This is a genomic window from Archangium violaceum Cb vi76, from assembly GCF_000733295.1.
GTDB classification, from domain to species: domain Bacteria; phylum Myxococcota; class Myxococcia; order Myxococcales; family Myxococcaceae; genus Archangium; species Archangium violaceum.
The window spans coordinates 1-8,563 of the sequence record NZ_JPMI01000084.1 but is presented as its reverse complement, the minus strand read 5'-3'; the positions used below and the strand labels follow the sequence as shown (position 1 = coordinate 8,563).

Genomic DNA, 8,563 nt, shown 5'->3' with positions numbered 1-8,563 from the left:
GGCACCCTCCACCCCGTCCCTCGTCCGGGGGAGAGGGGATTTGGAGACGACCCTCACCCCTGCCCTCGCCCAGAGGGAGAGGGAGTTCTTCCCGCCCGGCGCGCGAGCACCGCCTTCACGTCATCCAACGTGATGCCCAGCGGCCGCACCGCCACCAGCACGTGGTAGAGCACGTCCGCCGCCTCCTCCGTCGCGCGCTCCTTGTCCCCATCCGCGCACGCCGTCACCAGCTCCGCCCCCTCCTCGCCGATCTTCTTCAGGCGCAAGTTGCGATCGTCCAGGAGCCGCCGCGTGTAGCTCGGCTTCTCTCCCGGCTCCGGCGCCTTCGCCGCGCGCTGGGTGATGGTCCGATCCAGCTCGACGAGCGCATCCACCGGACCGGTGTCGAAGCAGGTCTCCGCCCCGGTGTGGCACGCCGGGCCCGCCTTCGTCACACGCGCCAGCACCGCGTCCCCGTCGCAGTCCGCCGTCAGGGACACCACGCGCTGCACGTTCCCGCTCGTGCCACCCTTGTGCCACAGGCCCCGCGTGCGCGAGCGGTAGTACATCTCGCCCGTCTCCAGCGTCTTCTCCAACGCCTCGCGGTCCGCGTGCGCCACCATCAGCAGGTCGCCCGAGTGCGCGTCCTGCGTCACCACCGTCACCAGCCCGTTGCCCTTGGTGAAATCCAGCTTCGACAAGTCCAGCATCATGCCCTCTTGGCGCCCAGCAGCTCGCGCACCTGTTCCGCGAGCGCCGCGTTCGTCGCGATTCCATTGCCGCCGAACGAGGTCCTCGCCCCCGTCCAGTCCGTGAACACTCCGCCCGCTTCCTCGACGATGGGCTGCAGGGCCGCCGCGTCCCAGGGAGACAGCAGCTCGTCCACCATCACCTCCGCCCGCCCCGTGGCCAGCAGCAGGTAGCCGTAGCAGTCACCCCAGGTGCGGGCCACGGCCGCCTTCGCCGTCAGCGTCCGCCACTTCGCCCCGCGCTCCGGGTGCACCAGGAAGCGCTCGTCCGTGGACAGCACCAGCGCCTTGGACAGGTCCGCCTCCGCCGACACCCGCGTCCGCTTCCCATTCCACCAGCACCCCTGCCCCGGTGCCGCCACCAGCATCTCCCCCACCGGCGGGAAGTACGCCGCACCCGCGAGGATCTTCTCGCCCTCCGCCACCGCCACCAGCGTGCCCCACAGCGGCACGCCCCGGATGAACGTCTTCGTCCCGTCGATGGGGTCCAAAATCCACCGGCGCTTCGCCCCGGCGCGTGTCTCGCCGAACTCCTCCCCGAGGATGCCGTCCTCGGGGAAACGGGCTTCGATCCACTCGCGCGCCGTCTTCTCGGCGGTCTGGTCCGCCACCGTCACCGGCGTGCCGTCGCCCTTGGTGTCCACCGTGACGCCCTGGCGGAAGTAACCCAGGGCCACGTCACCCGACTTGCGAGCCACTTCCTCCGCCGCCTGCAACAACGTCTGCGCATCCATTCAGAGGCTCCTGATCCCGAGGCCGCTCTTCTGGAGCAGCGCCTTGATCGCCCCGACAGTGGTGACGCCGTCGTGGAGGATTCCCGCCACCAGCGCCGCCTCCGCCTTCCCCTCCTGCAACGCGGCCCGGACATGCTCCGCGTTGCCCGCACCACCCGAGGCGATGACCGGAACGTCCACCTGCTCGGCGATCGTCCGCGTCAGCTCCAGGTCATACCCCGAACGGGCCCCGTCCCGATCAATGCTCGTGAGCAGGATTTCACCTGCCCCACGTTTCACGCACTCGCGCGCCCACGTCACCGCGTCCAGATCCGTGGCCTTCTTGCCGCCGTGGGTGTACACGCGCCACCGGTCTCCATCCCGCTTCGCGTCGATGCTCGCCACCACGCACTGGGCGCCGAAACGCTCGGCGCACTCGGTGAGCACCTCGGGACGGGCCACCGCCGCCGAGTTGAGGCTCACCTTGTCCGCGCCCGCCCGCAGCGCCCGGCCCACGTCATCCACCGTGCGCACGCCACCGCCCACCGTGAGCGGGATGAACAGCCGCTCCGCCGTGCGGTGCACCAGGTCCCACAGCGTGCCGCGCTCCTCGTTGCTCGCGGAGATGTCGAGGAACGTCACCTCATCGGCGCCCGCCTCCTCGTAGCGCATGGCCAGCTCCACGGGATCTCCCACGTCCCGGAGGCCCTCGAACTGGACGCCCTTCACCACGCGCCCACCCTTCACATCCAGACAGACGATCAGCCGTCGCGTGAGCATCTCACTTCACCTCCAGGGCGACCGCGCCCTTCGTGCTGAACACCACGCCCGAGTCCACCATCGCGTCCCGCAGCGCCATGCCGAGCGCCTTGAAGGCCGCCTCCGTCACGTGGTGGCTGTCCTTGCCGCGAAGAATCCGCAGGTGCAGTGTCACCCTGGCGTGCTCACAGAACGAGCGCATGACGTGCTCGTACAGCTTGTTGCGCAGAGGGCCCCGGTAATAGAAGCGCCCGGCCACGTCGATGCAGGCCTGCACCAGCGCGTCGTCCATGGGGATGGTGCGCTCGCCGTAGCGGGCCGCCGTGGCGGGAATCACCTTGTTCACCGCCGTGCCCAGGGTGATGGCCACGTCCTCCATGAGGTGGTGCCGCAGGTCGCCGCGGGCGTGCAGCGTCAGGTCCAGGCCCGCGTAGCGCGCGAACGTGGACAGCATGTGATCGAAGAAGGGCAGCCCCGTGTCCACCTTGGCGACCCCCTTGCCCAGGGCGATCTCCACGGTGACCTTCGTCTCCTTCGTCTCGCGAACGATGGTGGTCATGCGAACTCCCGTGCCACCTCGGTGGCGTCCAACCTGCCTGTGTACAGCGCCATGCCGATGACGGCCCCGAAGGCCCCCACGCGCCCGAGGGCCCGCAGATCCTCCACCGTCGTCACGCCACCCGAGGCGAACAGCGGATGCCGGCCCGCCCGGGCCACCTCCTCCATGAGCGGCAGGTCCACGCCCTCCATCTGCCCTTCCTTGTGCACCGCCGTCACCAGCAGGCCACCCAGGGGCAGGGGCTCCAGCGTCCGCAGCACGTCCGCGATGTCCAGGGCGCTGCCCGACGTCCAGCCGCGCGTCACCACCTCGCGGCCCTTCACGTCCGCGGCCACCACCACCCGGCCCGGGAAACGTCCAGCCAGCTCGCCCAGCCACGCCGGGTCCTCGATGGCCTTGGTGCCCACCACCACGTAGGAGGCGCCCAGCGCGAGCACCGCCTCCGCCTTGGCCGTGCTCCGCACGCCGCCGCCCACCGAGAAGGTGAGGCCCGGCTCATGGGTCAGCAGCTTCCCGATGGGGCCCTCGTTGGAGCCCTTGCCGAGCGCGGCGTCCAGGTCCACCACGTGGAAGGTCTTGAAGCCGAACGAGCGCCAGCGCTTCAGAGCATCCAGCGGATCCTTCACCCGCACGCGCTCGTCGGCGTAGGAGCCGCCCACCAGTTGCACGCAGGCGCCCTCGCGCAGGTCGATGGCGGGAATGGCGATCATGTCCGCACCTCCTCGAGGAAGGCCTGCACGAAGCGCACGCCGGCCGCCGAGCTCTTCTCCGGGTGGAACTGCACGCCGAGCACCTTCCCGCGCCGCACCGCCGCGGGGAAGCGGTCCTCCTCGTGCGTCGTCCAGCCCACCACCACGCCAGGCTCCTCGGCGCGGCAGACGAAGCTGTGCGCGTAGTAGACGCTGCCCAGCTTCGCGCTCTTCAGGGCGGTGTCCTCCTCCACCGAGTTCCACCCGATGTGGGGCACGCGCCGCGAGCGCAGCTTCGTCACCTGGCCGCGGAAGAAGCCCAGGCCCCAGCCCCCGCCCTCGTCACTGGTGTCGAACATGAGCTGCATGCCCAGACAGATGCCCAGACACGGCAGGCCGTCCTCCAGGGCCTGCCGCATCTTGTCGCGCCCCGGCTCCAGCCGCGCCGCCGCCGCGCCGAAGGCCCCCACGCCCGGCAGCACCAGCACGTCCGTGTCGAGCGCCCGGCTCGGATCCTCCTGCACCCGCACCTCCACGCCCGGCGCCGTGGCGAGCGCCTTGGCCAGCGAGTGCAGGTTGCCCGCTCCGTAGTCGAATAGTGTCACTCTCACCGCAGCGTCTCCCGCAGCGCGCCGAGCGCCGCCTCGATCTGGTTCCACGGGGCGCAGCCGATGCGCAGCGCGTCCCCGATGCCCTTCAGTCCCTGGAATGCACGAACGTTCACGTCCCGCTGCCGCATCCGCTCGGCCACCGTGGGGGCGCCGGGCAGCGGCACCATCACGAAGTTGGCCTCGGAGGGCAGCGTCTTCAGCCCCAGCTTCCCGAGCTCGTCCACCAGCCGGGCGCGGATGGCCAGCGCCTCCCCGGCCCGGGCCTTCATCCACGGCACGTCCTCGGACAGCACCGCGGTGGCGATGCGCTCGGACAGGCCCGTCACCTTATAGGGGCCCCGGGCCTTCTCCACCTCGTTGATCAGCGTGGGGTTTCCCACCGCGTAGCCCACCCGCAGGCCCGCCAGCCCGAAGGCCTTGGACAGCGTGCGCGTCACCAGCACGTTGGGCCGAGAGGCCAGGTCCAGGTGGCTCTCACGGGCGAACTCGGCGTAGGCCTCGTCGAGCAGGACGATGCCGGGCGCGTGATCGATCAACCGCTCCAGCGCGGCCCGCGAGGCCACCGTGCCCGTGGGATTGTTGGGCGAGCACACGTAGAGGAGCTTCGCCCCCGTGGCGAGCAGCCCGTCCACGTCGATGTCGAGATCCGCCTTGAGCGGCACCGCCGCGGCGCGCAGGCCGTTCACCTTCGCGAAGTAGGACATCATCACGAAGGTGGGGTCCGGGAAGGCGATGACCTCACCCGGCTCCAGGAAGGCGCGCAGGGTGCTGTCGATGACGTCGTCCGAGCCGCATCCGGTGGTGACGCGCGAGGGGTCCACGCCCGTGTAGCGGGCCACGGCCTGCTTGAGCTCCGGCGCGTAGCCCACGGGGTAGCGGCTCACCTGGGAGGCCACCGTCTCGCGCAGGATGCGCTCGGCGGCCGGGGGCATGCCGAAGAGGTTGGTGTTGTCGCTCAGGTCCACACCGCACTTCACCTTGGAGGGCGAGTACAGCGGGATGTCCCGGTAGGAGGCGCGCGAGGGCAGGCTCATGACTTCCTCCAGCCGCGAGCGGCGTCGGCGTGGGCGAAGAGGCCCTCGCTGTCGGCCAGCAGGCCCACGTCGTCGGCGAGCCGGGCCGCCGCGTCGCGCGTGACGCGCTGCCAGGTGGTCCACCGGTAGAAGTCGAGCACGCTCAACCCCGAGTACGCCCGGGCCAGGCCCGCGGTGGGCAGCACGTGGTTGGCGCCCGTCATGTAGTCGCCGTAGGCCACCGAGGCGTACTGGCCCACGAACACCGTGCCCGCGTTGCGCGCCTTGGGCAGATCCGCCTGGGGCGACGTGGTGGCGATGAGCAAGTGCTCGGGAGCGAACTCGGCCACGAAGGGCCAGGCCTCCTCCAGCGAGTCCACGCTCAGCACCGCGCCGCGCTCGCTCAGGGCCTGGGTGACGATCTCCTGGCGCTTCGCCCGGGCCGCCGCCCGCTCCACCGCCGAGGCCACCGCCTTGGCCAGCACATCGCCCACCGTCACCGTGACGCAGCAGGCATCCGGATCGTGCTCGGCCTGGGCCAGCATCTCGCGCGCCACCGCCTCCGGGTCCGCCGAGCCGTCCGCCACCACGAGGATCTCACTCGGGCCGGCTGGCGCGTCGATGGCCACCGCCTCCACCACCTGCAACTTGGCCGCGGCCACGTACGCATTGCCGGGGCCGACGATCCGGTCCACCCGGGGCACGCTCTCGGTGCCGTAGGCCAGGGCCGCCACCGCGCCCGCCCCACCGAGGGCGAAGACGCGATCCGCGCCGGCCAGCGCCGCCGCCGCCAGCACGCCCGCCGAGGGCTTCCCATCCGGGCCCGGCGGCGAGCAGACGATGACCTCGCCCACCCCGGCCACCTTCGCGGGCACCACGCCCATCAGCACGCTGCTCGGGTACACGGCGCGGCCACCCGGCGCGTACACCCCCACGCGCCCGAGCGGATCCGGCCGGCGGCCCACGATGATGCCCGGCTCCGTCTCCACCTCGGTGGCCTGGGGCTTCTGCGCCGCGTGTGCCTTGGCGATGTTGCGCGCCGCGCGGGCCAGCGCGTCCTTCAGCTTCGGCTCCAGCGAGGCCAGCGCCTCCTCGCACACGGAGCGCGGCACTTCCAGGGACTGCAACTCCGCGCGATCGAACTCACGCGCCATCTCACGCAGCGCCCTGTCTCCGTTCCGGCGCACGCGGGCGATGATGTCCGCGGTGCGCTGCGCGACGCGGGCATCCGAAGTGCCCGTGCGATCCAACAGGCGGCGGCGCGCCTCGGGAGACAACGCGGCGAGCCGTCCCCTGTACTTGATGAGGGAGGGGTTCACGGCATCAGCCTCTCGATGCGGGTGACGAGGATGCCCTCGCAGCCCAGGGTCTTCAGGGCGGCGATGGTGCGGTAGATGCTCTTGGCGGGCACCACGGCGTGCACGGCCACGAAGTCCCCGCCCTGCACGTCCACCACGGTGGGGCCGTTGAGGCCCGGCAACACCTCGCGCACGTTGGGCAGCACGCGGCGCGGCACGTTGGCCATCAGGTAGCGCTTGCCCCGGGCCGCCAGCACCGAGCTCAGCGCCTGCCGCAGCTCCTCCAGCTTCGCCGCCGCCTCGGGCGAGTGGTTCTTCCGGGCGATCAGCCGCGCGCTCGACTGGACGACGGTCCCCACCTCGCGCAGGCCGTTCATCTTCAGCGTCGAGCCCGTGGACGTCAGGTCCACGATGATGTCCGCGATGCCCAGGTGCGGGGCGATCTCCGTGGCGCCCGACACCGGCACCACCGTCACGTTCTGCCCGCGCTTCACGAAGAACTCCTGCGTCAGCCGCGTGAAGGACGACGCCACCCGCACCCCATTCTGGATGTCCTCGAGCTTCTGGATGCCGCTCTCCTCGCGGGCGGCCACCACCAGCCGGCACCGGCCGAACTCCAGGTCCATCAGCAGCTCCAGCTCGCGGCCGGACTCACACACCAGGTCCCACCCGGTGACGCCCGCGTCCGCCGCGCCATCGGCGACGAACTCGGGGATGTCCTGGGCGCGGACGAAAATGGCCTCGAACTCGCCGCCGAGCGACGCGGTGAGGGCTCTCTCTCCGCGGACCTTCACTTCCAGGCCGGCATCGTTGAACAGCTCGCGAACCTCTTCGGACAGACGGCCTTTGTTGGGCAGGGCGATCTTCAGCATCGTGGGTACCTGAGGGGTGGGAGGACGAGCGCGGAAACGAAAAAAGCCCGTCCTGGGTGGGACGGGCTTCCGTTCACTGCGGCGGATGCATCGGGGGGCGTCTTCTACGCTTCAACCCAGGCATGCGCACGGCGAGCGGTCCCGTCGAGGGGCCGATGATGATGCGCATGGTGATGGTGGTTGGACGCGAAACGCACGGGACTCTTAAGTAATGGAGAACCCCCCGTTTCGTCAACCCGGCCTTCTCACAAAGCTGGAAAACCCCGCTTGCAAACCCCTCCTCGAGCGAGCACAAGCGGCGCGATGCGTGACACCAGCGTGATCATCGTGGGTGGAGGGGTGATGGGCTGTGGCATCGCCCTGAGACTGCGCCAGGCGGGCGCCCGGGTGACGGTGCTGGAGCGCGCCATCCCCGGGGCGGAGGCCTCCAGCGCGGCGGGTGGCATCCTCGCGCCCCAGATGGAGTCCGAGGGCCCCGGGCCCTTCCTCGAGCTGTGCCTGCGCAGCCGGGCCCTGTACCCGGACTTCGCCGAGGAGCTGTTGGCCCTCACGGGCGTCAACGTGAACTACCTGCCCAGCGGCCTGCTGCACCTGGCCTTCGACGAGGCCGGCGCCCATCGCCTGGAGGCCACCGTGGGCTGGCAGCGTGCGCTGGACCTGCGCGCGGAGCTGCTCGGCCCGGGCGAGGTGCGCGCCCTGGAGCCCCAGCTGTCTCCCCAGGTGGTGGCCGCCGCCCGGTACCCGGACGACCATCAGGTGGACAACCGGCTGCTCACGCGGGCCCTCACCATGGCCGCCGCGAAGGTGGGTGCCACCTTCCGGACCGGCTACGTGCGCGGCGTGGTGGAGGAGCAGGGCCGCGTGGTGGGGGTGGACCTGGACGGGGAGACCCTGCGCGCGGACGCCGTGGTCATCGCCGCCGGCTCCTGGTCCGGCCTGGTACAGGGCGTGTCGGTGGATCCCCGTATGGTGCGCCCGGCCCGGGGGCAGATGGTTCAGTTGCAGACCCGGCTGCCGCTCTTCTCCCACGTCGTCTTCTCCGACAAGGGCTACCTCATCCCCCGGTCGGATGGCCGGATCCTCGCCGGCAGCACCCTCGAATTCACGGGCTTCGAGAAGAACGTCACCGCCGAGGGGCTGCACCGCATCCTCTCCCTGGCCATGGAGTTGTGCCCGGCGCTGGGCTCGGCCCCGGTGCAGGAGACCTGGGCGGGCCTGAGGCCCTACACCGACGATCACCTACCCATCCTGGGGGCCGGACCCCTGCCCGGCCTCTTCCTGGCCACCGGCCACTTCCGCAACGGCATCCTCCTGGCCCCCC

Annotated in this window: 10 protein-coding genes; 1 reads left to right on the top strand and 9 read right to left on the bottom strand. The window is 71.0% G+C overall.

What is annotated here, in order from left to right:
* Positions 1–53 precede the first annotated feature (53 nt).
* From hisIE to hisG, 9 genes are read right to left on the bottom strand one after another with little or no spacing between them, the layout of a single operon-like run.
* Positions 54–689 carry a bifunctional phosphoribosyl-AMP cyclohydrolase/phosphoribosyl-ATP diphosphatase HisIE gene (hisIE, locus tag Q664_RS13960; RefSeq protein ID WP_200883698.1) on the bottom strand — a complete coding sequence of 212 codons (636 nt, stop codon included), beginning with the start codon at positions 687–689 and terminating at the stop codon, positions 54–56.
* Entirely contained in the window at positions 689–1,462 is a 774-nt protein-coding gene (gene hisN / locus Q664_RS13955) for a histidinol-phosphatase (protein ID WP_043394590.1), read from the bottom strand. The genes hisIE and hisN overlap by 1 nt, the downstream gene beginning before the upstream one ends.
* Entirely contained in the window at positions 1,463–2,221 is a 759-nt protein-coding gene (hisF, locus tag Q664_RS13950) for an imidazole glycerol phosphate synthase subunit HisF (RefSeq protein ID WP_043394588.1), read from the bottom strand.
* Position 2,222: 1 nt separating this feature from the next.
* Positions 2,223–2,759, bottom strand: coding sequence for an imidazoleglycerol-phosphate dehydratase (locus Q664_RS13945; RefSeq protein ID WP_043394586.1), 537 nt, complete (start codon positions 2,757–2,759; stop codon positions 2,223–2,225).
* Positions 2,756–3,469, bottom strand: a complete 714-nt coding sequence (locus Q664_RS13940) for a 1-(5-phosphoribosyl)-5-[(5-phosphoribosylamino)methylideneamino]imidazole-4-carboxamide isomerase (RefSeq protein WP_043394583.1) — start codon at positions 3,467–3,469, stop codon at positions 2,756–2,758. Before Q664_RS13940 ends, Q664_RS13945 begins: the two co-directional genes overlap by 4 nt.
* Entirely contained in the window at positions 3,466–4,059 is a 594-nt protein-coding gene (gene hisH / locus Q664_RS13935) for an imidazole glycerol phosphate synthase subunit HisH (protein WP_043394581.1), read from the bottom strand. The genes Q664_RS13940 and hisH overlap by 4 nt, the downstream gene beginning before the upstream one ends.
* Positions 4,056–5,093 (bottom strand): pyridoxal phosphate-dependent aminotransferase, encoded by a 1,038-nt coding sequence (locus Q664_RS13930; RefSeq protein ID WP_200883697.1) that lies wholly within the window; start codon positions 5,091–5,093, stop codon positions 4,056–4,058. Before Q664_RS13930 ends, hisH begins: the two co-directional genes overlap by 4 nt.
* The gene (gene hisD / locus Q664_RS13925) at positions 5,090–6,391 is read right to left on the bottom strand and encodes a histidinol dehydrogenase (RefSeq protein ID WP_043394579.1); all 1,302 of its coding nucleotides are present in this window, start codon (positions 6,389–6,391) and stop codon (positions 5,090–5,092) included. Before hisD ends, Q664_RS13930 begins: the two co-directional genes overlap by 4 nt.
* Positions 6,388–7,242, bottom strand: a complete 855-nt coding sequence (gene hisG, locus Q664_RS13920) for an ATP phosphoribosyltransferase (RefSeq protein ID WP_043394577.1) — start codon at positions 7,240–7,242, stop codon at positions 6,388–6,390. Before hisG ends, hisD begins: the two co-directional genes overlap by 4 nt.
* A 303-nt stretch (positions 7,243–7,545) precedes the next feature.
* On the opposite strand from hisG, the gene thiO reads away from it, so the two are divergent.
* On the top strand, positions 7,546–8,563 hold a 1,018-nt coding region (thiO, locus tag Q664_RS13915), incomplete at its 3' end, for a glycine oxidase ThiO (RefSeq protein WP_043394574.1).